At 66.8% G+C, this 316-nt stretch carries 1 protein-coding gene; it reads left to right on the forward strand.

Annotation, left to right across the window (positions count from 1 at the left end):
* Positions 1-316 (forward strand): Ig-like domain-containing protein (locus V5P19_RS24755; RefSeq protein ID WP_334407879.1); only part of this gene is annotated, 316 nt, incomplete at both ends.

Consider the following 316-nt stretch of genomic DNA (forward strand, 5'->3'; position numbering starts at 1 on the left):
GCGATGCCAGCGTGCAGGTGAGCGTCACCAACGTGAACGGCAACAGCGCGTCGGCGGGCCGCGAGTACAGCGTGGATGCCACCGCGCCGTCCGTGACCATTAATACCATTGCGTCAGACGACATCCTGAACGCGACCGAAGCGCAGGCTGACCTGGCGATCTCCGGCACCAGCACCGCCGAGGCGGGCCAGACCGTGACCGTGTCGCTGAACGGCAAGGACTACACCGCGACGGTAGGATCAGACGGCACCTGGACGCTGAGCGTTCCGCCGGCTGACCTTGCGGGTCTGACCGACGGCAGCGTGACCGTTACGGC

This window comes from Enterobacter sp. UNJFSC 003, from assembly GCF_036903355.1.
Lineage (GTDB): Bacteria > Pseudomonadota > Gammaproteobacteria > Enterobacterales > Enterobacteriaceae > Enterobacter.